General features: G+C 69.8%; 22 protein-coding genes and 1 pseudogene. 8 read left to right on the forward strand and 15 right to left on the reverse strand.

Going from position 1 to position 25,110, the window contains the following annotated elements; translation table 11 throughout:
• Window positions 1–2: 2 nt before the first annotated feature.
• From OG303_RS23730 to OG303_RS23740, 3 genes are all read right to left on the reverse strand, one after another.
• Window positions 3–218, reverse strand: coding sequence for a cold-shock protein (locus OG303_RS23730; RefSeq protein ID WP_405870694.1), 216 nt, complete (start codon window positions 216–218; stop codon window positions 3–5).
• A 9-nt stretch (window positions 219–227) separates the two neighbouring features.
• The gene (locus OG303_RS23735) at window positions 228–2,048 is read right to left on the reverse strand and encodes a bifunctional metallophosphatase/5'-nucleotidase (RefSeq protein WP_405870695.1); all 1,821 of its coding nucleotides are present in this window, start codon (window positions 2,046–2,048) and stop codon (window positions 228–230) included.
• Window positions 2,049–2,243: 195 nt separating this feature from the next.
• Entirely contained in the window at window positions 2,244–3,527 is a 1,284-nt protein-coding gene (locus OG303_RS23740) for an adenylosuccinate synthase (protein ID WP_405870696.1), read from the reverse strand.
• 195 nt (window positions 3,528–3,722) lie between these two features.
• Here OG303_RS23740 and OG303_RS23745 point away from each other — a divergent pair, with 195 nt between their 5' ends.
• On the forward strand, window positions 3,723–4,553 hold the full coding sequence (locus OG303_RS23745) for a diacylglycerol kinase family protein (protein WP_405870698.1): 831 nt from the start codon (window positions 3,723–3,725) through the stop codon (window positions 4,551–4,553).
• On the opposite strand, the gene eutC is transcribed toward OG303_RS23745, so the two are convergent.
• Complete coding sequence (eutC, locus tag OG303_RS23750; RefSeq protein ID WP_405870699.1) at window positions 4,531–5,316, reverse strand: ethanolamine ammonia-lyase subunit EutC; 786 nt, start codon at window positions 5,314–5,316, stop codon at window positions 4,531–4,533. The genes OG303_RS23745 and eutC overlap by 23 nt on opposite strands.
• Window positions 5,313–6,701 (reverse strand): ethanolamine ammonia-lyase subunit EutB, encoded by a 1,389-nt coding sequence (locus OG303_RS23755; protein WP_405870701.1) that lies wholly within the window; start codon window positions 6,699–6,701, stop codon window positions 5,313–5,315. The genes eutC and OG303_RS23755 overlap by 4 nt, the downstream gene beginning before the upstream one ends.
• Window positions 6,702–6,862: 161 nt before the next feature.
• Between OG303_RS23755 and OG303_RS23760 the strand changes: the two genes are divergently transcribed.
• Window positions 6,863–8,374, forward strand: coding sequence for an APC family permease (locus tag OG303_RS23760; protein WP_405870703.1), 1,512 nt, complete (start codon window positions 6,863–6,865; stop codon window positions 8,372–8,374).
• A gap of 4 nt (window positions 8,375–8,378) precedes the next feature.
• Here the strand turns inward: OG303_RS23760 and OG303_RS23765 are convergent.
• Window positions 8,379–8,534, reverse strand: a pseudogene (locus OG303_RS23765) (DUF397 domain-containing protein); the annotation flags it as partial.
• A 40-nt stretch (window positions 8,535–8,574) separates the two neighbouring features.
• Window positions 8,575–9,066, reverse strand: coding sequence for a GbsR/MarR family transcriptional regulator (locus OG303_RS23770; RefSeq protein WP_405870705.1), 492 nt, complete (start codon window positions 9,064–9,066; stop codon window positions 8,575–8,577).
• A 75-nt stretch (window positions 9,067–9,141) separates the two neighbouring features.
• Between OG303_RS23770 and OG303_RS23775 the strand changes: the two genes are divergently transcribed.
• The 3 genes from OG303_RS23775 to OG303_RS23785 are packed head-to-tail and all read left to right on the forward strand — an operon-like array spanning window position 9,142 to window position 11,928.
• Window positions 9,142–10,056 (forward strand): ATP-binding cassette domain-containing protein, encoded by a 915-nt coding sequence (locus OG303_RS23775; protein ID WP_405870706.1) that lies wholly within the window; start codon window positions 9,142–9,144, stop codon window positions 10,054–10,056.
• Window positions 10,053–11,657, forward strand: coding sequence for an ABC transporter permease (locus OG303_RS23780; protein WP_405870707.1), 1,605 nt, complete (start codon window positions 10,053–10,055; stop codon window positions 11,655–11,657). The genes OG303_RS23775 and OG303_RS23780 overlap by 4 nt, the downstream gene beginning before the upstream one ends.
• Before the next feature lie 46 nt (window positions 11,658–11,703).
• On the forward strand, window positions 11,704–11,928 hold the full coding sequence (locus OG303_RS23785) for a hypothetical protein (protein ID WP_405870708.1): 225 nt from the start codon (window positions 11,704–11,706) through the stop codon (window positions 11,926–11,928).
• On the opposite strand, the gene OG303_RS23790 is transcribed toward OG303_RS23785, so the two are convergent.
• Together OG303_RS23790 and OG303_RS23795 are read right to left on the reverse strand one after the other, a co-directional pair.
• Window positions 11,912–13,114, reverse strand: a complete 1,203-nt coding sequence (locus tag OG303_RS23790; protein ID WP_405870709.1) for a cytochrome P450 — start codon at window positions 13,112–13,114, stop codon at window positions 11,912–11,914. The genes OG303_RS23785 and OG303_RS23790 overlap by 17 nt on opposite strands.
• 47 nt (window positions 13,115–13,161) lie before the next feature.
• On the reverse strand, window positions 13,162–14,577 hold the full coding sequence (locus tag OG303_RS23795; RefSeq protein WP_405870711.1) for a hypothetical protein: 1,416 nt from the start codon (window positions 14,575–14,577) through the stop codon (window positions 13,162–13,164).
• A gap of 555 nt (window positions 14,578–15,132) precedes the next feature.
• Between OG303_RS23795 and OG303_RS23800 the strand changes: the two genes are divergently transcribed.
• From OG303_RS23800 to OG303_RS23810, 3 genes are all read left to right on the forward strand, one after another.
• The gene (locus tag OG303_RS23800; protein WP_405870712.1) at window positions 15,133–15,426 is read left to right on the forward strand and encodes a lactococcin 972 family bacteriocin; all 294 of its coding nucleotides are present in this window, start codon (window positions 15,133–15,135) and stop codon (window positions 15,424–15,426) included.
• 179 nt (window positions 15,427–15,605) lie between these two features.
• Window positions 15,606–17,708: a hypothetical protein gene (locus OG303_RS23805; RefSeq protein ID WP_405870714.1), complete on the forward strand. Its 2,103-nt coding sequence runs from the start codon at window positions 15,606–15,608 to the stop codon at window positions 17,706–17,708.
• A gap of 44 nt (window positions 17,709–17,752) precedes the next feature.
• Complete coding sequence (locus tag OG303_RS23810) at window positions 17,753–18,448, forward strand: ABC transporter ATP-binding protein (RefSeq protein ID WP_405870716.1); 696 nt, start codon at window positions 17,753–17,755, stop codon at window positions 18,446–18,448.
• Here OG303_RS23810 and OG303_RS23815 read toward each other — a convergent pair.
• The 6 genes from OG303_RS23815 to OG303_RS23840 form a co-directional block, all read right to left on the reverse strand.
• Window positions 18,445–19,110 (reverse strand): response regulator, encoded by a 666-nt coding sequence (locus OG303_RS23815; RefSeq protein ID WP_405870717.1) that lies wholly within the window; start codon window positions 19,108–19,110, stop codon window positions 18,445–18,447. The two genes, OG303_RS23810 and OG303_RS23815, sit on opposite strands and share 4 nt — an antisense overlap.
• On the reverse strand, window positions 19,107–20,477 hold the full coding sequence (locus OG303_RS23820) for a sensor histidine kinase (protein WP_405870718.1): 1,371 nt from the start codon (window positions 20,475–20,477) through the stop codon (window positions 19,107–19,109). The genes OG303_RS23815 and OG303_RS23820 overlap by 4 nt, the downstream gene beginning before the upstream one ends.
• Before the next feature lie 197 nt (window positions 20,478–20,674).
• Window positions 20,675–21,349: a response regulator gene (locus tag OG303_RS23825; protein ID WP_405870720.1), complete on the reverse strand. Its 675-nt coding sequence runs from the start codon at window positions 21,347–21,349 to the stop codon at window positions 20,675–20,677.
• Window positions 21,346–22,770, reverse strand: coding sequence for a sensor histidine kinase (locus tag OG303_RS23830; RefSeq protein WP_405870721.1), 1,425 nt, complete (start codon window positions 22,768–22,770; stop codon window positions 21,346–21,348). Before OG303_RS23830 ends, OG303_RS23825 begins: the two co-directional genes overlap by 4 nt.
• Window positions 22,763–23,980: an acyltransferase gene (locus tag OG303_RS23835; RefSeq protein ID WP_405870722.1), complete on the reverse strand. Its 1,218-nt coding sequence runs from the start codon at window positions 23,978–23,980 to the stop codon at window positions 22,763–22,765. Before OG303_RS23835 ends, OG303_RS23830 begins: the two co-directional genes overlap by 8 nt.
• Window positions 23,973–25,019, reverse strand: coding sequence for an alpha/beta hydrolase (locus OG303_RS23840; RefSeq protein ID WP_405870723.1), 1,047 nt, complete (start codon window positions 25,017–25,019; stop codon window positions 23,973–23,975). Before OG303_RS23840 ends, OG303_RS23835 begins: the two co-directional genes overlap by 8 nt.
• Between the last annotated feature and the right edge of the window lie 91 nt (window positions 25,020–25,110).

Here is a 25,110-nt window from a genome sequence, read left to right on the forward strand (position 1 = left end):
GGTCAGTCGGCGGGGACGACCCGAACAGCCCGGTACCGATAACCGTCCTGTTCGGCCGCCTCCCATTCCACAGCGACGTCCTGGCCCACGGCGAGAGTCCGGAACCCCGGCATCTCCACGGCGGAGAAGTGCGCCCAGCAACCGCCGGGCGTCTCCCCGGAGTCGAGGACTCCCCAGTCCTTTTCTTCGTGCCACTCACGAACCGTCGCCCGAGTCATGCGGGCATGCTACGAGAACACCGCCGTACCGTCCTGCGTCAGCTTCCAGTTGGTCACCGCGAAGTCCGCCGGGTTCAGGGCGCCCTTGGCCGTCACGTAGTCGATCATCAGCTGGCGGATCTCGTTGGTGGAGCTGTACGCGATGTCGGCCGCCGCGATGTGCGGGTATCCCGAACCGCCGTTCGCGCGGTAGTTGTTGACGGCCACCACGAAGACCTGGTCGTCCGTGACCGCCGCGCCGTTGTAGCTGAGGTTCTTGATCCGCGAACCCTCCGCCTGCGCGATGTCGATGTCGTACGAGACGCCCGCGGCGGTGTCGTACATGTAGTCCCAGAAGCTGTTGGCGTTGGTGAGGGTCGCGGTGTCGACCTTCGTGCCCGAGGGGACCTGGTGGTAGTACTTCGCCCCGTACTCCAGGTAGTCCTTGAGCTGGGCGCCCGTGAGCTTCTTGCCGTACAGGGTGTTGTCGTAGATGTAGAGCCCGGCGACGTCCTTGATGGTCACGCTGCCGGCCGGGATGTCGGCGGTGCGACTGAAGGGCGCGGCGACGGAGATCAGGGGCAGCGCGGCGTCGCTCGTGGACAGGCCCGCCTTGACCGTCTCCATCTGGACCTCGTGGATGAAGTCCATGATCGGGACGTCCTTCCAGCACGAGTCGGCCGCCGAGAGGTCCTCGGTGCAGGTGCCGACCGCCGTGTTGACGTACTTCACGACCAGCTCGTGGTCGGCCTGAAGGAGCTTCTTGATCTCCGGGTCCTCGTCCACGGTGTTGGGGTTGAGGGTCTGGGCCTTCTTGCTCGTGATCTTCCACTGGCCGTGGTGCAGTTCGAGCTCGAAGTCGAAGACGCTGAGCCGGTAGCCCCAGCAGTACGGCTCGGAGAGCAGGACGTCCGCGCCGGTCTCCTCGTTCTTGACGGTGTACGACGGCACCTCGACGTGCGTGTGGCCGACCAGGATGGCGTCGATGCCGGGGACCTGTTCGGCGACGAGGTTGGACGCGTTCTCGACGTACGGGAGCGCGTCGCCGTACGAGGTCGACCCGTCGAGGCCGGAGTGGTCGGTCAGGAAGACGACGTCACAGCCGAGCGCGCGCAGCCGCGGCACGTACTTCTTCGCCTGCTCGACCAGCCCCGGGAAGACCATCTTCCCGCTGACGTTGTCCTTGTCCCACAGCGCGATGCCGGGGTTGGTGAGCCCGAGGATGCCGACCTTGATGTCGGGGGCGCCGGGGACGCAGATCCGCTTCACGGTGTACGGCTGGAAGGCCGGCCGCAGGGTCTTGGCGTCCAGGGCGTTGGCGCCGAGCAGCGGGAAGTGACACTGCTGCTCGAACTTGCGCAGCACCTCGATGCCGTAGTTGAACTCGTGGTTGCCGAGGGCGGCGGCGTCGTAGCGCATGTGGTTCATGGCGACGGCCATGGGGTGCTGGGGCCCCTTCTTGCCGTCCTTGCCGGTGATCGGGTCGACGCGGGCGAAGTAGTACGCGAGCGAGGTGCCCTGGATGATGTCGCCGGCGTCGACGAGAAGGCAGTGCTCCTCTCCCTTGGCCGCGCGCTGCTGCTTGATGAGGGTGGCGACGCGCGCGACACCGACGGAGTTGCCGGCCTTGTCGCTGTAGGCGGCGTCCAGGTAGTAGTCCCAGTCGAAGACGTGGCTGTGCAGGTCGGTGGTGCCCAGGATGGAGAACGACCAGGTCCTGGGGGCCTTGCCGGGCCTGTGCTCGGCGGCCTGGGCGGTTCCGGTGCCGACCGTTCCCGCGGCGGCGACGGCGGCACCGGTGACGGCCGACTTCTTCACGAACTCCCGGCGGTTGAGAGGACTGACGGGCATATGAGGTCTCCTGGGCTGGGGTGACTCGGGCTACGAAGGAGTCGTGCGGGGACTACACGCGTAGATCGTGGTCGCCCGTCGCCCCGGCGGAAACCAGGAACAGCCCATGTCCGGGTCAAGGATGGGCATGACATGACAACGCCCCCGGGCCGGCCGAAGCCGCACCGGGGGCGCTGGACCACCCTGCGGGAAACGCTAGATGAACGAGTTGATCTCGATCGTCTCGTCCCGGCCCGGACCCACGCCGATCGCGGAGATCGGGGCGCCGGACATCTCCTCGAGCGCCTTGACGTAGTTCTGGGCGTTCTTGGGGAGGTCGGAGAAGGACTTCGCCTTGGTGATGTCCTCGTTCCAGCCCGGCAGGTACTCGTACACCGGCTTCGCGTGGTGGAAGTCGGTCTGGGAGTACGGGAGTTCCTCGACGCGCCTGCCGTCGATCTCGTACGCCACGCAGACCGGGATCTCGTCCCAGCCGGTGAGGACGTCGAGCTTGGTGAGGAAGAAGTCGGTCAGGCCGTTGACGCGGGTGGCGTACCGGGCGATAACCGCGTCGAACCAGCCGCAGCGACGGTCACGGCCGGTGGTCACACCGCGCTCGCCGCCGATACGGCGCAGCGCCTCGCCGTCCTTGTCGAACAGCTCGGTCGGGAAGGGACCCGAGCCGACACGGGTCGTGTAGGCCTTGAGGATGCCGATGACCCGGCTGATCTTCGTCGGGCCGACGCCGGCGCCCGTGCAGGCACCGCCCGCGGTGGGGTTGCTGGACGTGACGAAGGGATACGTTCCGTGGTCGATGTCCAGGAGCGTGCCCTGACCGCCCTCGAAGAGGACGACCTTGTCCTCCTCCAGCGCCTGGTTGAGGACCAGGACGGTGTCGGCGACGTACGGCTTGAGCCGGTCCGCGTAGGTCAGCAGTTCCTCGACGACCTGGCCGACCTCGATGGCGCGGCGGTTGAAGACCTTGGTGAGGAGCTGGTTCTTGCCGTCGAGGGCCGCCTCGACCTTCTGCGTCAGGATCGACTCGTCGTACAGGTCCTGGATGCGGATACCCACGCGGTTGATCTTGTCCGCGTACGTCGGGCCGATGCCGCGCCCGGTGGTACCGATCTTCCGCTTCCCGAGGAAGCGTTCCGTCACCTTGTCCACCGTCACGTTGTACGGCGTGATGACGTGAGCGTTACCGCTGATCAGGAGCTTGGACGTGTCGACGCCGCGCTCGTTCAGCCCGTTCAGCTCGGAGAACAGGACCGACGGGTCGATGACGACACCGTTGCCGATGACCGGGGTGCACCCCGGGGAGAGGATTCCGGAAGGGAGGAGGTGAAGGGCGTACTTCTGATCGCCCACGACTACCGTGTGGCCGGCGTTGTTGCCGCCCTGGTAGCGCACCACATAGTCGACGGAGCCGCCTAGCAGGTCCGTCGCCTTTCCCTTGCCTTCGTCACCCCACTGAGCACCGAGCAGCACAAGTGCGGGCACGCGCGTACACCCCTTCCGGGCGGGGCATGTCCAAGGTCAGGGGCGTACGCGTAAGGTTCACCGCCGCGTGCACCGCGACCGTCGTTGGCCGCAAACCGTCGGACCGGATGCCCCGGAATAGACGAAGCCCCTGGCGCAATAGCGCAAGGGGCTCTTGCACAAAGATGCTACCCGAGGAAGTGAGGCAGGACCGAGGTGGTGACTTCCGCGACGTCCGATCAGCTGCTGGTGGTCATCGATCCGGTCGCCCGGCGGACGGACGGGGAGTCGGTCCGCATCGCAAAAGACGTGCTCAGCGCGGGTGCGCACGCGAAGGTGTGCCTTCCGGAGGGGCCGGAGGAATTCGCCCGGGCACTTTCCCGGCGGGGGTCCAGACGGCCGGTGGTGGTCGGGGACGACCGCGCTCTGGTCCGTGCCGTGTCCCTGCTGCACCGGCAGCGGGAGCTGGCCGGATGTGCCCTGTCGGTGGTTCCGGTGGGCAGTCTGCTCTCCGTGGCGCGTTCCCTGGGGGTGCCCACGGGGGCGGTGGCGGCGGCGCGGGCGGTCCTGGACGGGGTCGAGCGGCGGCTCGACCTCCTGGTGGACGACAGCGACGGGGTGGTGCTCGGCGCCCTGCGGATCCCGCCGGTGACCGGGCAGGCGCCGGCGGTGGAGGCGGGGCGCCCGTGGCTGCGTACGGCCCAGTCCCTGGTACGGACCCTGGTGCCGGCCCGCGAGACCCCGGCCCCCGCGCCCCGGCCGGCCCGGCTGCGGGTCGAGGTCGACGGCGTGACGCTGGTGGACCTCGACCAGCCGGTGGAAGGCGTGTCCGTGACCCCGGGCGCCTCCGGCCTGGCCGAGGTGGAGGTACGCCCCCTGTCGGTGGGCGCGGAGGCCTCGCCCCTGCGGGCGCAGGGACGCTGCGTGAGCGTGTCCGGGGCGGACTTCCGCTACCGGGCGGACGCGGGGGTGTGGGGACCGGTGCGCAGGCGCACGTGGACGGTGTGGGAGGGGGCCTGGGGGCTTACGGTGCCGGGCTCTTCTTAGCGGCGCCTTCGATCACACCGCTGTGATCGCTTTCGTCCTTCAGCTCCACCCCCGTCCGCCGCAGCTCCCGCCCCCTCTCCATCAGCCGCGCCAGCTTCCCCGCCGCCGTCTCGTACGTCAGACCCAGCGGTGGGCGGATGTTGCTCAGACAGTTCCGGTCGGCGTCCGTCGTCACGCCGGGTCGCGGCTCGTACGTCAGGTACGCGCCCAGGGAGTCCGCCGCCGACATGCCGGGGCGTTCGCCGACCAGGACCACGACCATCGTGGCGCCCATCGCCGACGCGACGTCGTCACCCAGGGCCACGCGTGCCTGTTCGGCCAGCACCACCGGAGCCACCTGCCAGGACGTCGGCAGCAGTGCCGTCGTCGCGCGCACCATCGCCGCCGCGTGCTCGTGCACCGCCCGGCTCGACAGTCCGTCCGCGACCACGAAGACGACATCCCATTCACCCACCGGCAGATGCGCCCGGTCGGCGGGATCCAAACGGCGTCCCAGGTCCGGGCGTTGGAGGTAGGTGAGGCGGTCGGGGGCCGCGCTGCGGACCCGTACCGTCGGCTCCCCCCGCAGCGCCTCCGCCACCACGTCCGGTTCGAACGGCGAGTGCACCGCGTCCCGCGCCGCCGCGTGCGCGGCCTGCAACTCCAGCCGGTGGTGGGTCGGGAGGCCCGAGCCCGCCCTCCCCAGGCCGATCCTCGCCTGCGTGTGACGGCGCAGGGAGGGCCACAACTCCCGCTCTACAGCCGTCACTTGACTGGTCGTCATGCCACCAGTTCCCTTCCGATCGCGGTCAACGGGTGGGTCGTACCGGACACGTCCCTGATCTCGCCGCCCTCGCCCAGCAGGCCGATCGAGCCGAGCCACGCCTCGAACTCCGGTGCCGGGCGCAGCCCGAGGACCTCACGGAGGTACAACGCGTCGTGGTACGAGGCGGATTGGTAGTTGAGCATGATGTCGTCGCCGCCCGGCGTGCAGATCACGAAGGACGCGCCGGCCACGCCGAGCATGGTGAGCATCGTGGCGATGTCGTCGTCGTCCGCGTCGGCGTGGTTGGTGTAGCAGATGTCCAGGCCCATGGGCAGGCCGAGGAGTTTGCCGCAGAAGTGGTCCTCCAGGGCGGCGCGGAGGATCTGGCGGCCGTCGTACAGGTACTCCGGGCCTATGAAGCCGACCACCGTGTTCACGAGGAGCGGGTCGTAGCGGCGGGCGACCGCGTACGCCCGTGCCTCCACCGTCTGCTGGTCCACCCCGTGGTGCGCGTCGGCGGAGAGCGCGCTGCCCTGGCCGGTCTCGAAGTACATGACGTTGTCGCCGACCGTGCCCCGGCCGAGCGCCCGGGCTGCCTCGTACGCCTCGTCGAGGAGGCCCAGCGTCACACCGAAGGACGCGTTCGCCGCCTGGGTGCCCGCGATGGACTGGAAGACCAGGTCCACCGGGGCCCCGCGTTCCATCAGGTCCATGCTCGTCGTGACGTGGGACAGGACGCAGGACTGGGTGGGGATCGCGTAGCGCTGGATCACTCCGTCGAGGAGTTCCAGCAGGTCCCGCACCGCCTTCGGGCTGTCCGTCGCCGGGTTGATGCCGATCACCGCGTCGCCCGAGCCGAGCAGCAGCCCGTCGAGCAGGGCCGCCGCGACTCCGGCCGGGTCGTCCGTCGGATGGTTGGGCTGGAGGCGCGTGGCCAACCGCCCCGGCAGGCCGATCGTCGAGCGGAACGCCGTCACCACCCGCACCTTCCGCGCGACCGCGACCAGATCGGCGTTCCCCATCAGCTTCGACACCGCCGCCACCATCTCCGGCGTCAACCCGGGTGAGACGGCGGCCAGTTCGGAGGCCCCGGCCGCCAGCAGCCACTCCCGGAACCCGCCCACCGACAGACCGGCCACCGGCGCGAACGCCGCCGCGTCGTGCGTGTCGACGATCAGCCGGGTCACGTCGTCGGTCTCGTACGGGACCACCGGCTCGGCGAGGAAGGCGGTCAGCGGTACGTCCGCCAGCGCCCAGCGCGCCGCGACCCGCTCCTGGGCGGACGAGGCGGCCAGCCCGGCCAAGACGTCGCCGGAGCGCTCGGGGCTCGCGGCGGCGAGCAGGCGCGCGAGGGAGTCGAAGCGGTAGCTCCGGCCGCCGAGGGTCGAGGTGTACGTACTCATGGCGGTGACCGTACGAGGGGCGTGTTGCCCCCAGGTTTCCTCAGATTTCTAAAGGTCTGGTTGACAAACATTTAACGCCCCGAAACCCTTGCCCGACTCATTCGGCCTACAGAGTTCCGGTTCGAACACACCAGCCGAGCAGCAGGAAAGGAGCCATCCCGATGGCAGTGGACGAAGGAGTCGCCCCCGCGGCGAACACAAGCGAGGACGACGCCGTTCACCGGCTCAAGCCCAACGCCATCGGCCTGCTGGGCGTGGTCTTCATGGCCGTCGCGACCGCCGCGCCGATCACCGCGATGACGGGCAACGTGCCCTTCATGGTGTCGTCGGGCAACGGCATCGGCGCCCCGGCGAGCTACCTCGTCGCAATGGTCGTCCTGGCAATCTTTTCCGTCGGCTTCACCTCGATGGCGAAGCACATCACGTCCACGGGCGCCTTCTACGGCTTCATCTCCTACGGCCTGGGCCGCACCGTGGGACTCGCGTCGGGCCTGCTCGCGACCTTCGCGTACGTCGTGTTCGAGCCGGCACTGATCGGCATCTTCTCGATCTTCGCCACCGGAACCCTCAAGGACCAGACGGGACTTGACGTCCCGTGGTGGGCCTGCGCGATCCTGATGCTCGCCGTCAACGCGACGGGCACCTGGTTCGGCGTCTCGGTCGCCGAGAAGCTGCTCGTCGTCCTGCTGGGCACGGAGGTGACCGTCCTCGCGGCGATGGCGATCTCGGTCGCGCTGCACGGCGGCGGCCCGCACGGCTTCACCTTCGGCCCGGTCAACCCGGTCAACGCGTTCAAGGGCACCAGCGCGGGCCTCGGCCTCTTCTTCGCCTTCTGGTCGTGGGTCGGCTTCGAGTCGACCGCGATGTACGGCGAGGAGTCCCGCGACCCGAAGAAGATCATCCCCAAGGCGACGATGATCTCGGTCCTCGGCGTCGGCGTCTTCTACGTCTTCGTCTCCTGGATGGCCATCATCGGCAACGGCGAGACGGAGGCCGTCAAGGTCGCCTCGTCGGCGAACCCGCTCGCCCTCTTCTTCAACCCCACCGAGCACTACGTCGGCCACTGGGCGGTCGACCTCATGCAGTGGCTGATGATCACCGGCTCACTCGCCTGCGGCATGGCCTTCCACAACTGCGCCAGCCGTTACATGTACGCGCTGGGCCGCGAGGGCGTCCTCCCCTCGCTGAAGAACACCATCGGCCGCACCCACGCCAAGCACGGCTCCCCGCACATCGCGGGCTTCGTGCAGACCGTGATCAGCGCCGTTCTGATCGTCGCGTTCTGGGCCACGAGCAAGGATCCGGCCAACGCCCTCTACGTCCTGCTCGCCATCCTCGGCACCATGGCGATCCTGGTCGTGCAGGCGGTGTGCTCGTTCGCGGTACTGGCCTACTTCCGCAAGAACCACCCCGAGAGTCGGCACTGGTTCAAGACCTTCACCGCCCCGCTCCTCGGCGGCATCGCGATGCTCGCGGTGGTGCTCCTCCTGGTGTCCAACATGAGCGTCGCGGCCGGCTCGGAGTCCGATTCGCCGGTGCTGAAGGCGACCCCGTGGCTGGTGGCACTGGTCGCGGCGGCGGGCATCGGCTACGCGCAGTACCTCAAGCGCCGGGCCCCTGAGCGGTACGCGCTGCTGGGGCGGACGGTGCTGGAGGAGACGAAGGAGCGGTAGCCGGTCAGCGGCGGCGGCCCCCGAGGGTCCCCTTCTTGGCCCCGGCGAGGAAGGCGGACCAGCCTTCGGCGCCGAGGCGGAGAAGGGGACCCTCGGGGGCCTTGCTGTCACGTACGGCGAGGCCACCGGTTGCCGTGTCGGCGATGCCGAGGACATGACCGGTACCCGTTCCGACCCGTACCCGTTCGGACCCGTACCGCTCAGTCCTGGCCGAAGACCTTCTCCCGGTGGACCCGCCAACGCTCCATCATCGCCGAGACCTCGCCGTCGATGAACTCGAAGAAGGCGAGCGTCTCGGCCATGCGGCGGCCCGCGGGGGTGTCGGCGCCGAGGCTGGTGACGCCCTCGCGCAGGGCACCCTCCCACCGCTTGAGGACGGCCTCGCGGTTGGTGAGGGCCTCGTACCACTGGTTGCTGTGCACCCGGTAGCGCTCGCGGCGTGAACCGGGCTCGCGCTCCCGCGAAACCATGTGCTGCTGGGCGAGATAGCGCACCGCCCCGGACACGGCGGCCGGGCTGACCTGGAGCTGTTCGCCCAGTTCGGCCGAGGTCAGCGTGCCGGAGTCCGAGGAGAGCAGGGCCGCGAAGACCCGGGCCGGCATCCGCTGCATCCCGGCCTCGACGAGCTGGGCGGCGAAGCCCTCCACGAACTTCGAGACCGCCTCCGCGTCACGTCCCGCCACCTCTGCCATGGTCGTCATCCTAACCAGCGATTCAGAGCCTTCCCTAACTTCACAAACTTCTGAAAGAAGCGTACGTTCGGAACCATGACGAAGGCAATCACCGTCTCCGGACTCCACAAGTCGTTCGGCACGACCCACGCCCTGGACGGCCTCGACCTGGACGTCGACACCGGCGAGGTGCACGGCTTCCTCGGGCCGAACGGCGCCGGCAAGTCCACCACCATCCGCGTCCTGCTCGGCCTGCTGCGCGCCGACTCCGGCGGCACACAGGTGCTCGGCCGCGACCCGTGGCGGAACGCGGTGGAGGTGCACCGCCGGATCGCGTACGTCCCCGGCGACGTGACGCTCTGGCGGAATCTGTCGGGCGGCGAGGTCATCGACCTCTACGGCCGCCTGCGCGGCGGCCTGGACGCCGGGCGCCGCGCCGACCTCATCGAGCGCTTCGAGCTGGACACCACCAAGAAGGGCCGCACCTACTCCAAGGGCAACCGGCAGAAGGTCGCCCTGGTCGCCGCCTTCGCCTCGGACGTCGACCTGCTGATCCTGGACGAGCCGACCTCGGGCCTGGACCCGCTGATGGAGGAGGTCTTCCAGGGCTGTGTGGAGGAGGAGCGGGACCGGGGCCGGACGATCCTGCTGTCCTCGCACATCCTCAGCGAGGTCGAGGAACTCTGCGACCGGGTCAGCATCATCCGCAAGGGCCGCACGGTGGAGAGCGGCTCGCTGGCCGAACTGCGCCATCTGACCCGCACGAGCGTCACCGCCGAACTGGCCGGTCCGCCCAACGGGTTGGCGCATCTGCCCGGCGTGCACGACCTCGACGTACAGGGAAAGCGGGTGCGGTTGCAGGTCGACACCGACAAACTCGACGCCGTACTGCGGCAGTTGAGCGAGTCGGGCGTGCGGTCCCTGATCTCGACGCCGCCGACCCTGGAGGAGCTGTTCCTGCGCCACTACCAGGAGGAGCAGGGGGAGCAGGCGGAGGTGGCGGCCCGATGACCGCCACCGCCTTCGCCGTACGGTCCGGGGGCGCGCGCCAACTGGCGGGCACCGGAACCCTGTTGAGATTCGCGCTGCGCCGCGACCGCGTGACGATCCCGGTCTGGGTCGGGGTCAACGCACTCATGGTCCTCTCCATGCCGAACACCCTGAAGAACCTGTACGGCACCCAGGCCCAGCGCGACGACCTGATGCACCAGATGGCGACGAACTCCTCCCTGCGCGCCCTGGTCGGCCCGGTCTTCGACGACTCGATCGGCGCCCTGACGGCCTGGCGCGTCGGCGTCTACGCCGGTGCCCTGGCCGCCGTGATGAGCCTCCTCCTCGTCGTACGGCACACCCGGGACGAGGAGGAGAGCGGCCGCCAGGAACTGATCTCCTCGGGCATGGTGGGCCGCCGGGCCCCGCTGACGGCCGGGCTGCTGGCGGCGGCCGTCGCGAACGCGGTGCTGGCGCTGCTGGTCGCGGGCGGGATGGCGGGGCACGGAGGCTCGGGGGCCGTGGCCTTCGGGCTCGGCATCGCGGGCGTCGGCATGGTCTTCGCCACGATGGCGGCGATCGTCGCCCAGCTGACGGAGAGCGCGCGGCTGGCCCGCGGTCTGACGGCGGCGGTGCTGGGCGCGGCCTTCGTACTGCGCGCGGCGGGCGACTCGGCGACGGACGACGGCTCGTCCGTCCTGACCTGGCTGTCCCCGATCGGCTGGCTGGAGAACCTGCGGCCGTACGCCGACGAACGCTGGTGGGTGCTCCTCCTGTTCGTGGCGGCGGCGCTCGCACAAGGCGCGGTGGCGTACGAACTCGCCGGCCGCCGCGACATCGGCATGAGCTTCCTGCCCACCCGCCCCGGACCGGCGGCCGGACGGCTCGGCTCCGCGGGCGCCCTGGCCTGGCGGCTCCAGCGCGGCAGCGTGCTCGGCTGGAGCCTCGGCTTCTTCCTCGCCGGGGTCGTCTACGGCGGGCTGACCGACGGCGCGGCCGACCTCGTCGGCGACAACGAGAAGGCGCGCGAGATCTTCGAGCGCATGGGCGGCAAGTCCGGGATCACGGACGCGTTCCTCGCCTCGATGATCGGCATGCTGGGGCTGATCGCGGCCCTGTATGTCGTCGCCTCGGTGCTGCGGCTGCACGGCGAGGAGACGTCCGGCCGCGCGGAGCCCCTGCTCGCGAACGCGGTGGGCCGACTGCGGTGGGCCGCGGGCCACTTGGCGGTGGCCTTCGGCGGGACCGTGCTCATCATGCTGCTCGCCGGGCTGGGCTTCGCCGTGGGATACGGCAAGGACGTGGGGCCGATCCTGGGGTCCTGCCTGGTGCAGGTGGCCGGGGTGTGGGTGATCGGCGGGATCGCCGTGCTGCTCTACGGGCTGGCGCCGCGGACGGCGATGGCGGCGTGGGGGATCGCCGGGGCGGTGCTGCTGATCGGCTGGGTCGGACCGGCGCTGGATGTGCCACAGGCGGTGCTGGACGTGTCGCCGTTCGGACATCTGCCGAAGCTGCCGGGCGGGTCGATGGAGTGGGGGCCGGTGCTGGTCCTGCTCGGGGTGTCGGTGCTGCTGGTGGGTGCGGGGCTGGCCGGGCTGCGGCGCCGGGACATGACGACCTGACCCGCGCCGGGAACCCCCGGGCGGCCTGAGTACGTCCATGCCGGACATGGGGCAACGTATGCAGGCCGCCGCGGGATGTCTGACCGGGGCCGTCGGAGCCGGCGCGGGACTCGCTGTGTGGTCCGTCGGCGTCCGGGAACGGCTCTGGCGGTTCGAACAGAGTCCGGACTGGAGCGTTCTCTACGCCGAACTGCCGCTCGCGGTCCTCGGCGGAACCGCCCTCTCCCTGGGCGCGTGGGCCCTGCTCCGGCGGCTCAGACCGCGACGCTGAGCCCCTCCAGCCCCCGGATCACGAAGTTCGGCTTGCGGTCCGGGTCCTGGGCGAGGCTCAGGGTCGGGGCCTTCTCCAGGAGGGCCGTCATGGAAGCCGCCAGTTCGATACGGGCCAGCGGGGCGCCGATGCAGTAGTGGATGCCGGCGCTGAAGGAGATGTGCGGGTTGTCCTCGCGGGTCAGGTCCAGGCGCTCCGGGTCGGTGAAGACCGCCGGGTCGTGGTTGGCCGAGCCGAAGAGCAGCGCGACCTCCGCGCCCTTCGGGATCGTCGTACCGTCGATCTCGATCTCGTCCAGCACCCAGCGCTCGAAGAGCTGGAGCGGGGTGTCGTAGCGCATCAGCTCCTCCACGGCGGCGGGCACGAGGGAGCGGTCGGCGCGCAGGGCGGCCAGCTGGCCGGGGTTGCGGAACAGGGCGTACCAGCCGTTGACCGTGGCGTTGACGGTGGCCTCGTGACCGGCGTTGAGGAGCAGCACGGCCGTGGAGATCATCTCCTGCTCGGTGAGCCGGTCCCCCTCGTCGTGCGCGGCGATCAGCCCCGAGATCAGGTCCTCGCCCGGTTCCTTGCGCCGCTCGGCGATCAGCTCGCGCAGATACTCCGAGAACTCGACCGACGCGCGCACCGCCTTCGCCGCGGTGTCCTGCGACGGGTTCAGCTCGTACATCCCGCAGATGTCCGCGGACCAGGGCCGCAGCGGGGCCCGGTCGGACTCCGGGATGCCCAGCATCTCGGCGATCACCGCGACCGGAAGCGGCTCGGCGACGTCCGCCAGCAGGTCACCGCCGCCCGCCGCGACCAGCCGGTCCACCAGCTCGCCGGCGAGATCGGCCACGTACGGCTTCAGCTGCTCCACCGTGCGCGGCGTGAACGCCTTCGACACCAGCCGCCGGATGCGGGTGTGGTCCGGCGGCTCCAGGTCGAGCATGCCGTGGTCGTTGAGCGTGTGGAACGGCTCGTGCTCCGCCGGCGGTGCCGTCCGTCCGAAGTCCTCGTGCGTGAACCGATGCTGATACGTCCGCCCGAGGCGGCGGTCGCGCAGGAGTGCCGAGACGTCCGCGTGGTGCGGGACGAGCCACTGGTTCGTGGGCTCGTAGTAGTGCACCCGGCCCTCGGCACGCAGTTCGGCGTAGGCGGGGTAGGGGTCGGCGAGGAACGCCGGGTCCCACGGATCAAAGGCTGCCATGCAGGGACGCTAGCCCGGCATCCCCTTCTCTGACCAGGGGTGTTCCTTCAAGTGGTCGATGCTCGACCAGCCGGCACGCGTCGCTCGTACACCGTCACCCTGCGGCCGCGGACCTGCTGGTCGGCCACGACCGTGAAGTACTTCCTCAGCACGGAGGCCTTCACCCTGTCCCGCTCGGCCGACACCGGCCTCGCCACCCGTGCCGCGTCCGTCACCAGCAGGATCCGCCGGTGGGCCAGCATCGCGGCACGGATCCGGTGCGGGTTCGCCTCCACGCCCTTCAGGGTCCCGGACTCCACCGGGTTCTCCACCAGGGCGATGTCCCGCAGACCCGAAAAGGCGCTCGGGGAGACGGACTTGGTGTCCCGCCGCGCCGAGGGGATGAAGAGCAGGCCGTTCCCGGTCTCCTTCATCCGCCGCACGTTCGACGCGATCGCCACGACGTCGTCCACCCGGCTCGACGGGGACCGCTTGGCCAGCGACTGCGGCAGCAGCGCCACCATCGCGACGACCATCACTGCGGGGAGCACCCACCTCGACGCCCTCGGGTGGCGGGGCCGCACCGCCTTCACCGCCGAGCCGACGACCGTACCGATCAGCAGCGCCAGCCCCAGCAGGCTGAACAGGACGTACCGGTCCAGGAACAGCGGCTGGATCAGCGAGAGGCCGATCAGGATGATCTGCGGCACCGCCAGCAGCGGCAGTCCGACGGTCGCCACCGACAGCCGGCCCGCTCGGGGCCGGTCCAGGAGTGCGCCGACGCCACCGATCGCCAGCAGGACCGCCGGGCCGATCAGCATGTGCCAGGTCAGCGGCGGTATCCAGGACACCTGTACGGACTGGCTGCGGCTGAAAAGGATCAACGGCAGCACACAGGCCGTCGCGACCGCGGAGGCGATCGTCCAGCGTGTCCACACGCGCCGGCCGGCTCGGGTCCACAGCAGCGTCGCCAGGTGGGCCGGGAGAATCATCAGCGAGAGCCAGTTCAACAGCCCGCTCACCAGGACGGTGCCGCCGTACGCGGCCCAGTGCACCGCCCGGCCCCGCCCCTGCAGCAGGGTCACCAGGAGCAACGTGGCGATTCCGGCCCCGGCGGCGACCAGCGCGTACGGGCGTCCCTCCTGGAGATAGAACTGCACGGCCGGAAGCAGCCCGAAAGCCATTCCAGCCGCCCATCCCACCCATATTCCGGCCAGTCGGTGGCCGATGACCGCCACGCACGCCGCCGCCACACACATGGCGAGAACCGAAGGCAATCGCAGGGTTGTGGTGCTGGGGCCGAAGCATTCAAACAGGGCGTGCATCAACAGGTAGTAACAGCCGTGCACGACATCGACGTTCCCCAGCATGTGCCAGATATCGGCCGTGGAACGCCCGGCCACTTGCCATGTCGCCGCCTCGTCCCGCCACACACTGCCCTGCCGCGACAGGCCCCACAGCCCGAAGGAAAGGGTCCACAGCACCGGTATCAGCCAGACGAGAATCCGGCGATGCTGCGGGGCGACAGGAGATGCCGCGGGCGTTGTCGCGACGCCCGAAGAAGGCGGCGACGAGCGGAATATGTGGGCAAGGGACATCAAGGAAGGCTTCCGGAGCAGCTGTTGAGACAGGGCGGATCACAGAGGCTCCAGGCCTCTCAACGCCCACGAATCGCATGCACCGCAATACCCCCCGTGCGCGGCCCTGTTGAAGGTCGGCGCGATCAAGGATGCCATCGCGACACCGGCTTGTCTCGCCCTTTTCGGCCACAGCCGGGCCCCCCATGACCGAAAGCACCGCCTTCAGCCGAGGTTGCCCAAGTACTCGACCCCACCTGGGAGTTCACCTTCGGTTGCGGCCGGGCTTTGTCCTTTGCTCTCTCTGCGCGCGGCTATCACCCGGGCATCGATGCGGCCAGTCGACTCGCGGGTTTCTTAAGGGTTACTTACATCACGTGATCTTGCGGTTGTGACGTGACCACGCTCTGTATAAAGATTTTGCCTCGTCCAGACCACTCTCATGAAAACGGGGATTCATTCATGAACAAGAGAACTGGGATTAAGGCCGCAGTCGTGACCGCGGGCCTCCTGTTCGCCGCGGCTACTCCGGCGCTTGCCACCACCGTCGATGTCGGCGGCGGCAAGTGGAGTTACGACGAGGGCGCCAACACGGCGTGGTCGAACTACAAGCACCCGAGCAAGAAGCACTCCTCCTCGGTGAAGATCGGCAGGACGACCTTCGCCAGTGGCTGCGCTTCCGCGGGGAACTGGTCCCTCGCTTCGGGTACGAAGAACGGCGGCTCGATCAGCTACTACTACAAGACCTCCTGCTAGGTCTTAGGTCGAACCTCGGGTTCCGGTTTGCGCTGGTGGCGCCGCCCTCGCATGCCTGAATTCAGCCCAGCTATGGAGGCGAGTTCTGCTTGCCTCCACAGCTGTTTTCACCAGCTGTTCTTCACCGCTTGTAAAATCCCGGACGCGTGCTCGCCGCGCGCTCTCAACCTAGGTATTCGATGCTGCACCGAGGTATTCGATTCGTCCACGCCGCCATCCTGGCCTTCTCCGCGGTACTGGCTTTTCTGTTCGTGCGGGGGCTTGACGAGAGTGCGCCGCTGGGGAACTCGGCGCTGGTCGACGTGTTCGACTCCGACGATTCAGTGAGCGCCGCTCAAGTCGCCCGAGCCGTCGAGTCGTTCTCGACCGAGCACGGAGTCGGAGTGGCTCGCGATGTGACCGACCTGAAGAACCCCGACGGGGTACGGAATCTCTACGTGACCCCGGGCCGCCCGGGCTCCCTGACAGCGGGATGGCTGAGCGGGGGGTATCCGGCGTTCAGCAGCGCCTACGAGACGCGGGTGCGTCCGCTCTCCGACATCGCACAGCAAGACCCGCGGGGTCCCTACTACGTGTTCGGATCCGCCGCGGACGCCGAAGCCTTGAGGGGCGCGTTCGCCGACCTCGGCCTGACCGCAAGCGTCTCGCATCCCCTGTCGTACGCCGAACTGTCCGCCACCTACACGGACGACCCCCTGTTCCGGGCCTTGTGCGTGGTCGCCCTCGCGGCGCTGACGATGACCGGCGCGAGCGTGCTGCTCAGCGCGAAGGCGTACGGGGTTCTTCGGCTGCAGGGCCTGTCCTTCACCGGCATCCTCCTGCGCGATCTGCGGCAGCTGGCGGTCTTCTGGTTGGCGGCGGCCGGCATCACGGCGGCCGCGACGCTGGCCCTCCTCGGCTTCTCCAACGGCTTCGCCTGGTGGGGCCTGTTCGCTTCGGTGGCGGCAACAGTCGTGGTCCTCCTGGCACTTGTGGCGCTGGCCACCCATGCGGCCGCGCTGGCTCTGACCTTCAAGGTCGACGTACTGCGTGCCCTCAAAGGCGAACTGCCCTCGCGGGCGGCATCCATCAGCGTCTACCTCATCCGCATTCCGGCACTGCTGCTCGCTCTCAGCATTGCCACGAATGTCACCCTCGCGGGCCGGGACGTCATGACACGTCAGGAGAACCGGGACATCTACCGCACGGTGGGTGATGCGGTCACGATTCGCATCAACGGTGCTTTCGCCGTGCACATGGACCAGGTGAACAAACACGTGGGCCCCTGGCTGCGCCAGGCCGACCGGGACGGAAACGTCATTGTCGCCGGGCGCCGGGATCTCCAGATCTCCGCACCCGACGCGCACCTGCCGACCGGCGAGATCCTCGTCGTCAACGAGACGTATCTCAGCAAGCAGCCGGTTCTCGACCGGGCGGGACACCGCTATACCTCGACAGCCAAGAGCGGCAAGGCGTCCGACTCGCGCTCGGTACGGGTCATCGTTCCGGAATCCCTGCGCTCTCACACACCGGCCATCACCAAAGCGGCTTCCCAGATCATCGATCCGGATCTGAAACGGCACATCCCGGTCGAGACACTGACGAGCAGGACGGGCCAGCGCCTCTTCGGCTACAACACCGGCGCCTACGTCTACAGCGCGGCACACGGTCCGGACGAAGACCGGTCCCTGGTGCGCGATCCGGTCCTTGTCGTCGTCCCCAACGGGTCACGTTTCCTCACGGATGACGCCTATACCGCGTTCGCCACTCAGGCCGGCGTCGTCTTCCAGGACCCCGACGACGCACTGAACGGAATCAAGACGGAAAAACTGCAGAACTACGTGAACGCCGTGAGTCCTGTCGGCCAGAAAACCGCCCTGGATCTCAGAGACGCGGTCAACGAACTCCGGCTGCAGATCTTCAACCTCATCGTCTCCGTCATCGTGCTCCTTGTCGCCGGCGTCGGCGTCTGCGTCATCTACGCCCGCAAGAACGCGCAGAGCATCTTCGTGAAGCGCATCAGCGGCTGGCGATACGCCGTCACCCACCGCTTCGTACTCGCCGTGGAAGTGGCCATCGCCGTCATCTTCGCCACCCGGGTTCCCTTCGTGGCATGGGAGCAGCAGCAGGAGCTGAAGAAGTACGCCGCCAGCGGCGCACCCGCCCCATTCGAACCCCTTCACATCACCGCGCTGGACGTCGGTGTCATCACCGGTCTTGTCGCTCTCGAATTCGGAGCTGTGCTTCTCGCCCTCGCGTTCTTCCACGGCCGCATCATGAAGCGCGGCGCGACCGAACTCTGATGCCCCCGCACGCGCGAAATCCCTCCACCCAGCCGGAGTTTGTTGTGATCGCTGTCGAGAATCTGTCGAAGACCTTCGGCGCCCGGACCCTGTGGCGCGAGGTCAACCTCACCGTCAACCGAGGTGAAATGCTGGCCCTTGTCGGCCCCAGCGGATCGGGAAAGTCGACCCTTCTCAACTGCCTCGGGCTGCTCGACCGTCCGAGCGGCGGAGCGATTCGCTACGAAGGAAGCGACATCACCCGGTTCGGACGGCGGGAGATCCTCCGGTTCCGCCGCGACACGCTCGGCTATCTGTTTCAGCACTACGCCCTGATCGAGAATGCGACGGTCGACGAGAACCTGGAAGTGGTCGCCAAGCCGCGGCGGCCGTTGAAGGGCAAAGCCGGCACGGTCATCGCCGAGGCACTCGACCGTGTCGGTCTGGCGGGGCGGGGGAAGGAGAAGATCCACCACCTCAGCGGTGGAGAACAGCAGCGCGTGGCGCTGGCCCGTCTCGTGATCCAGCAGCCGGCCCTGGTGCTCGCGGACGAGCCGACCGGCGCTCTCGACGATGCCAACACCACCCTGGTCGTCGACCTTCTCCGTGAGATGAGCGAGGGCGGATGTGCCGTGGTCATCGCGACCCACGACGCCGGTGTCCGCGACCGGTGTGACGCCGTGTTCGCCGTGCACGAGTCCTCGCTCGTCGGCTCTCCACCACGCGAGGCGGTGCCTTCCCAGCCGGCATCGGCCGGTTAGCCCGGCGTCACCAGCCGCGCCTCGTACGCGAACACCGCTGCCTGCGTCCGGTCCCTCAGCCCCAGCTTCACCAGGATCCGGCTGACATGGGTCTTGATCGTCGACTCGGCGACCACCAGCCGCTCGGCGATCTCCGCGTTCGACAGCCCCTGGGCGATCAGCACCAGCACCTCCGTCTCGCGCTCGGTCAGATCGCCGTACGTCCCCTGCGCGGACTGCATCAGGCGGGGGGCCGTCGACAGCTTCGAGAACTCCGTGATCAGCCGCTTCGTCACGGAAGGCGCGAGGAGTGCCTCACCGGAGGCCACCACCCTGACGCCATCCGCCAGTTGGCGTGCCGAGGCGTCCTTGAGGAGGAAGCCGGAGGCACCCGCGCGCAGCGCCTGGTACACGTACTCGTCGAGGTCGAAGGTGGTGAGCACCAGCACCTTCGACGGGCTGTCGGCGGCCACGATCTCCCGGGTCGCCTCTATGCCGTTCAGCTCGGGCATGCGGATGTCCATCAGGACCACGTCGGGGGCCAGTTCGCGGACCCGGTCGACCGCCTCGCGCCCGTTGACCGCCTCCCCCACGACCTCGATGTCCGGCATCGCGTTCAGCAGGACCGAGAAGCCCTCGCGCACCATCATCTGGTCGTCCGCGATCAGGACGCGGATGGTCATGCCTCCCCCTCCGTCACACCGGCGACCGGCAGGAACACCGCCACCTCATAGCCTCCCTCGTCCGTCCGGGCCGCCGTCATCTCGCCGTTCAGCATCGAGACGCGCTCCCGCATCCCCGTGATGCCGTGGCCGGCGCCCGGCGAGGGCTTGACCAGGCTCGGCTCGGGGGGTGGGCCGTTGACTATGCGCAGGCCCAGGCCGCCGAGAACATATCCGATCTCGACGCGGGCGCCCGCACCCGGCGCGTGCCGCAGGCTGTTGCTCAGCGCCTCCTGGACGATGCGGTACGCCGACAGCTCGACGCCCTGCGGGAGTTCACGCACCGCTCCGGTCACCACCTTGTCGACGCCCAGGCCCGCGTCCCGCACATTGGCGAGCAGCCCGTCCAGGTCGGCGAGGGTGGGCTGCGGGGCGTCCGGGGCCTCGTAGTCCTCGGCGCGGACCACACCCAGGACCCGGCGCAGTTCGGTGAGCGCCGCCACCGCGTTCTCCCGGATGGTGACGAAGGCGCGCTCCAGCTCCGGCGGCGGGTTCTCCACCCGGTAGGGGGCCGCCTCCGCCTGGATGGCGACGACCGACATGTGGTGCGCGACCACGTCGTGCAGCTCGCGGGCGATCGTCGTGCGCTCCTCCAGGAGCGTGCGCCGGGAACGCTCGTGCGCGGTCACCGTCTGCTGGGCACTCACCTCCTGCCGGGCATCGCGGCGGATGTGCCAGACGGTGACGGCGAGGAGGGCCATGGCGGAGACGAACAGCAGCTCCATGGTGTTCGAGCCGAAGTAGTGGCCGCCGGAGAACGCGCTCTCCGCCCCGATGCCGTACACCGCTGTCAGCGCCCACATCCACGCCGCCGTGCGCGGCCTGGTACGTATCGCCACGATCGTGAGCACGAACAGCTGGCAGGCGAAGCTGCCGGCCAGCCAAGGCCACTCGTCGTCCCAGCCGCCGGCCAGCACGGAGGAGACCGGGGTCGCGATCATCGACAGCCAGAACGCGCCGACCGGTCGCACCATGGTCAGCAGGACCGGGGCCAGGGAGAACAGACCGAGGTACGTGTTGGTGCCCGCGCCCTCGGATGCGCTGTCCGACGCGATGAGCATCGTGAGCAGGCCGGCCGCCACGATCAGGGCGTGCGGCCCCCAGGTCGCGTACTCACGCATCCGGCCCGACAGCCGGCGGGTGAACCGGCCGTTGACACCCGAGCGGGGCAGCGGGCGGTAGAGGAAGGCGTCGTGGAACAGATCCTGCCGCAGCCCACGCAGGGCTTCCACGGCCGCCCGGAACTCCGGACTGCGCGGCTGGTACGGCTCGAACGCACTCTCCGGCGGCTCCGGCGGCGTCGACTGCGTGTGGGTCTTCTCGGTCACAGGAAAACGGTAGGCGCAACCGGGGGTCCCGGTCGTCACCAGTGAGAAGGGTCCTTCGACCTCCCTCTCAGGTACTACGGGTAGGGCGGGGTGCGGGGGGAGGGACCGGAGGAGCTCCCGGGCAGAAGGCCGGAGGCACTCTGCCCGGGGAGAGAGCCGAAGCAGCATCCGCGGAGAAGGCCACAGGGACGTCCGGTTCAGTAGCCGGACGGACGCACCAGCCCCGACTCGTACGCGAACACCGCCGCCTGCGTGCGGTCCCGTAGGCCCAGTTTCACCAGGATGCGGCCCACGTGGGTCTTCACGGTCTGCTCGGCGACGACCAGGTTCTCGGCGATCTCCGCGTTCGACAGACCCTGCGCGATGAGCGCCAGGACCTCCGTCTCGCGCTCGGTCAGGTCGCCGACGCGTTCCTTGAGCGGGGCGCGGGGTTTGCCGTCCAGGCGTGAGAACTCGGCGATCAGCCGTCGGGTGATGCCCGGTGCGAGCAGCGCGTCGCCCGCCGCCACCACCCTCACCGCCTCGGCCAGCTGGTCCGCCGAGGCGTCCTTCAGAAGGAACCCGGACGCTCCCGCGCGCAGCGCCTCGTACACGTACTCGTCGAGGTCGAAGGTGGTGAGCACCAGCACCTTGATGTGGGGTGTCTCGTCGGTGATGCGGCGGGTGGCCTCGATGCCGCCCAGCTCGGGCATGCGGATGTCCATGAGGACGACGTCCGGGGCGAGTTCGGCGACCTTGGCGACGGCGTCCAGGCCGTCCACCGCCTGGCCGATCACGTCGATGTCCGGCTTGGTGTTGAGCAGCACGGTGAAGCCCTGCCGAACCATCTGCTGGTCGTCGGCGATCAGTACGCGGATGGGGCTGCTCGTCATGCGGTGTCGTCCTTCGGGTGGGTGGCGGAGGCGGGGGCCGAGCCGCCGTCGGAGTACAGGCCGTCGTCGGCGTCCGGACCGTCGTCGGGGTCCGGGCCGTCGGCGCGTGCGGGCACCGGGATGAACGCGGAGACCTGGTAGCCCCCGTCCGACAGGGGGTGTGCCGACAGGGCCCCGTCGAGCATCGCGACCCGCTCCCGCATGCCGAGCAGCCCGTGCCCCGCGCCCGGCGACGCCGGAGCGGTCCGGCTCGGCCGCGAGTTGACGATCTCCACGGTCAACCCGCCGCGGTAGTAGGCGACTTCGACGCGAGCCCTCGCGCCGGGTGCGTGGCGCAGGACGTTGCTCAGCGCCTCCTGCACGATCCGGTACGCCGACAGCTCCACCCCGGGCGGCAGCGGCTGCCGCTCGCCGGCGACCTCGAGGGTCACGGTCAGACCCGCGGCCCGGGTGTTCTCGACGAGCGCGTCGAGCCGGTCGAGGGTGGGCTGCGGGGTGTGCGGGCCGTTGCCGGCGCCGTCGAGGGAGTCCCGCGTGCCGGGGTCCTCCGAGCGCAGCACGCCCAGCACCCGGCGCAGTTCGGTCAGCGCCTCCAGCGCGTTGTGCCGGATGCCCTCGAGGTTGTCCTTGAGCTCGTCGGGCGGGTTCTCGACGAGGTGGGGGGCGACCTGTGCCTGGATGGAGATGACGGACATGTGATGGGCGACCACGTCGTGCAGCTCGCGCGCGATGCGGTTGCGCTCCTCCAGCAGGGTGCGCCGCGCCCGCTCCTCAGCGGTGATCGTGGTCTGCCGGCCCAGCTCCACGCGCGCCTCGCGGCGGCCGCGCAGCGCGATGCCGAGCACCACGACGACCGCGGACAGGGCGACGGTGAGCGCCCCAGTGGGCTGGTAGCGCACCGCACCCCACACACCCTCGAACAGGTAGGTGATCAGGGCGGTCAGGACCAGCGCCTCCGCGGACACACGAGTGCGGACCCGCAGCGCGAGCAGCAGCAACACAAGCAGGTGCGCGATGATCCCGGACGCGGTCCAGGGCCAGGTGAACACGATCCCCTGCTCCATGCCCAGCTTGCCGTGCATCATGAGGGCGCCCGTCACCATGGCGCCCGTCGACAGCCACCACGCCGGGATCGGCCGCCACATCGCGAGGACCACCGCGCCGCCCTGCGCGAGCGCGATGAGGAAGCCCCACAGACCCAGATGTCCGTTGTCCTGGAGCTGCGCCGTGCCGCCGAGCGTGATGCCGAACGCCGCCAGGCACAGCACGCCGTGCGGCAGCCAGCGCAGCCAGGTGGAGGCGGGCAACGGGTCCGCGCGGACCGTCGTCAGGTCCTCGCCCAGCACGCGCAGCCAGCGCAGGACGCGGCCGGCGAGCACCCGCTGCATCCCCGTTTCCGTCACGCGGCCAACCCTAGGCACGATGGACCAGCCTTGCTCGCGTCTCCTCCGGGCGGCGATGGGCGCGGATCACCCGGGAGCGACGGGCGAACTTCCGGCGCGGGCCCCGGCGTTCGTAGCCGTGGAAGGCCGCCCAACAGGCCGTGAGGGACAGGGCGAAGACGGGGAGCCAGGCCAGTCGGAACGCCACCCAGACGAGGTGGTCGGGGGACGTGTGCAGACCGGGGAGGCGGCCCGCCAGGAGGCCGGTGGCCGTGGTCGCCATCAGCGCCGTCTGGTGCCAGAGAAAGATCGTCATCGCGGAGAGGTTCACGAAGGCCACCGCCGCCCAGGCCAGGGGACGCCGCATCGCGCGGCGCAGGCGGTCGCGCAGGAGCAGGGCCAGGCCGCACTGGGCCAGGCCGAAGGCGACCGCGGCCAGGGTCGGCGGGTTGAGGTTCGAGACGGTCTCCCCGGGCACGCCGACCATCGAGGCCGGGTACCCCGCGAAGGCGACCAGCGCGGCCGTGGCCGCCGTACCTCCGGCGAGCAGGATCCAGCCCGCACGGCGGCTGTCCAGCTCGCCGCGGGTCCAGGCCGCGCCCAGGGTGTACGGCACCAGCCAGCCCGCCGCCAGGTTCACCCAGCCGAGGCCCTGCGGGGCGCCCAGGCCGAAACGGAGAAGGTCCACATGGAGGACGACGGCCAACGGCCAGAGGGGGTTGAGTCGGGTGAGCAACGGGGTCGCCGCCGTCAGGGCCGCGAAGACCATCAGGAACCAGAGGGGGGAGAGCGCCAGTCTGACCAGCGTGCGGATCGTCTCGAACTCCGCGCCCGACAGGAGCAGGGCCGTCGCGGCGATCGTCCAGAGAGCCAGGACCGCGGCCACCGGTTTGAACAGCCTCGACAGACGGGCCGTCAGCCAATCCCCGTACGGCGTCCCCTGGGCCCGGGCCGCCACATAACCGCGGGTCGCCACATGGCCGCCCACCAGGAAGAACACGGCCAGGGTCTGGAAGGCCCAGGAGATCGGGGCCAGCCACGGCATGTGCTGGAGGGGGCTCGAGGCGTGCAGGGTGCCGCCGTCCGCCACCAGGGCCGTCACCAGCCAGTGGCCCAGGACCACACCCAGGATGGCCAGGGCGCGCAGGGCGTCCACGGCCCGGTCCCGGTCCGCCGGAGTCGCGGTGTCGATCCGGTCGGCGCCCTGTCGTATGCCGTCCCACGCGCGGCGCACGCTCGACTCACGCACGGGTCACCTCCTTCGTGTCGCCCAGGACGATCCGGGTGAGGTTGGCCAGGGCGACCGAGCCCGGCCTGAAGTAGTCGCTGTGGCCGCCGGTGCCCGCCGCGAAGACCTGCGCGCCGAAGGCCGGTGATACGGGGTCGGTGCCGAAGCCGACGGTCGCGCCGAACAGGTCGGCCCGGACGTGCGGCACCTCCTCGATCCAGTCGTCACCGCCGCGGGCCGCCCAGACGCGGGCCCGTGTGTGCAGGGCCGCCGCCGAGTCGACGCCCGTGCCGGGGCTGCCGACGAGGGCTATGTCGGCCACGTCCGGGTCTGCGGCCGCGCGGCCGCAGACCACCGTGCCGTAGGAGTGGCAGAGCAGGGAGATGTGCGCCTTTCGGCCTGCTGTGCGGCGCAGTTCGCCGATGAACTCGCGCAGGTGCGGGGCCGCCTGCTCGGCGCGGTCCGCCGTGAGGACGGTGGCGCTGATCGTGCCCGGTGTCCTGTATCCCAGCCAGGCCACGACCGCGGTGCGGGTGCCCTCGGGGGCCTCCCGTACGAGGCGTTGGTGCAGGGCGAGGGCGCCCGCGCGGAAGCGGTCGTAGGTGTCGATGGAGGTGTCGGAGCCCGGGACCAGGACCGCGATGCGGTCGGCGTGGGCGAGGTCGCCGAAGACCTCCGTCGCCTGCCCCGCGCCGCGGCCGTCGAAGGAGAGGAAGCGGCGGGAGGGGTCGGCCATGGCGCGGTCCGCCGCGGCACGCTTGTCGTCGCCGTGGGCGGCGGCCATCCGGGACGCCTCCGCCGCGTTGGCGCGGTTGGCCGCGTACGCCTCGTCCAGCGTGGCCGCCGTGAGGGGGGCGAGGGCGGCCGGGGCCGGGGCGGGGATCTCCGGCCGGGTGGCGGCGGAGAGAGGGATCACGACGGCGCCGGTGATCAACGCGGCGATGAGCCCCCGACGCCATCTGCCGACACGGCGCCCCTTGTTCTCGTCGTTCCCGCGCTCCTCGCTCGCCTGAGCCGCCGCCGCGGTCCGCTCCGCAACCGCCACCGTCTCGAGCCCCATGGTCGTCGTCCCTTCCAGTCCGCCCGGCCATCGGGCTTGTCTGATAGGGAAGTTACGGACCGTGACTCGTCGTCCGCGTCATGCCAGGGAG

It is taken from the genome of Streptomyces sp. NBC_00005, from assembly GCF_045160215.1.
GTDB lineage: Bacteria > Actinomycetota > Actinomycetes > Streptomycetales > Streptomycetaceae > Streptomyces.

Bases quoted from the DNA above. Each gene is read 5' to 3' on its own strand.
- OG303_RS23730 (WP_405870694.1), bottom strand. From the start codon at position 218: ATGACTCGGGCGACGGTTCGTGAGTGGCACGAAGAAAAGGACTGGGGA.
- OG303_RS23735 (WP_405870695.1), bottom strand. From the start codon at position 2,048: ATGCCCGTCAGTCCTCTCAACCGCCGGGAGTTCGTGAAGAAGTCGGCC.
- eutC (WP_405870699.1), bottom strand. From the start codon at position 5,316: ATGACGACCAGTCAAGTGACGGCTGTAGAGCGGGAGTTGTGGCCCTCC.
- OG303_RS23755 (WP_405870701.1), bottom strand. From the start codon at position 6,701: ATGAGTACGTACACCTCGACCCTCGGCGGCCGGAGCTACCGCTTCGAC.
- OG303_RS23760 (WP_405870703.1), top strand. From the start codon at position 6,863: ATGGCAGTGGACGAAGGAGTCGCCCCCGCGGCGAACACAAGCGAGGAC.
- OG303_RS23770 (WP_405870705.1), bottom strand. From the start codon at position 9,066: ATGGCAGAGGTGGCGGGACGTGACGCGGAGGCGGTCTCGAAGTTCGTG.
- OG303_RS23775 (WP_405870706.1), top strand. From the start codon at position 9,142: ATGACGAAGGCAATCACCGTCTCCGGACTCCACAAGTCGTTCGGCACG.
- OG303_RS23780 (WP_405870707.1), top strand. From the start codon at position 10,053: ATGACCGCCACCGCCTTCGCCGTACGGTCCGGGGGCGCGCGCCAACTG.
- OG303_RS23785 (WP_405870708.1), top strand. From the start codon at position 11,704: ATGGGGCAACGTATGCAGGCCGCCGCGGGATGTCTGACCGGGGCCGTC.
- OG303_RS23790 (WP_405870709.1), bottom strand. From the start codon at position 13,114: ATGGCAGCCTTTGATCCGTGGGACCCGGCGTTCCTCGCCGACCCCTAC.
- OG303_RS23800 (WP_405870712.1), top strand. From the start codon at position 15,133: ATGAACAAGAGAACTGGGATTAAGGCCGCAGTCGTGACCGCGGGCCTC.
- OG303_RS23805 (WP_405870714.1), top strand. From the start codon at position 15,606: ATGCTGCACCGAGGTATTCGATTCGTCCACGCCGCCATCCTGGCCTTC.
- OG303_RS23815 (WP_405870717.1), bottom strand. From the start codon at position 19,110: ATGACCATCCGCGTCCTGATCGCGGACGACCAGATGATGGTGCGCGAG.
- OG303_RS23825 (WP_405870720.1), bottom strand. From the start codon at position 21,349: ATGACGAGCAGCCCCATCCGCGTACTGATCGCCGACGACCAGCAGATG.
- OG303_RS23840 (WP_405870723.1), bottom strand. From the start codon at position 25,019: ATGGGGCTCGAGACGGTGGCGGTTGCGGAGCGGACCGCGGCGGCGGCT.